This is a genomic window from Aeromonas tecta, assembly GCF_000820185.1.
GTDB lineage: Bacteria > Pseudomonadota > Gammaproteobacteria > Enterobacterales > Aeromonadaceae > Aeromonas > Aeromonas tecta.
Map to the genome: position 1 here is coordinate 1,353 of NZ_CDCA01000003.1, position 216 is coordinate 1,568.

The 216-nt window shown below is 63.9% G+C and carries 1 protein-coding gene; it reads left to right on the top strand.

Annotated features, from left to right (window positions below; translation table 11 throughout):
- Window positions 1–93, top strand: a 93-nt coding sequence (locus BN1137_RS21650; RefSeq protein WP_232306868.1) for a LuxR C-terminal-related transcriptional regulator, incomplete at its 5' end; no start/stop codon positions are given.
- Between the last annotated feature and the right edge of the window lie 123 nt (window positions 94–216).

Genomic DNA, 216 nt, shown 5'->3' on the forward strand with positions numbered 1-216 from the left:
AAGACGGTGCACGTGCACCGCGCCAATTTGATGGACAAGCTCAAGGTCAGCAACAACGTGGAGCTGGCCCACCGCATGCTGGACAGCTGGTGATCCCGCGTCTCGCCAGCTACGTCGCCATCTCGCTTGCGGCCTGCTTCATCTTCGCCGCAGGCTGGTTCTGCCTGTGGAGCATAGGCCTGCACCTAGCGGGCAGCCCCATCCTGGCGGTGCTGC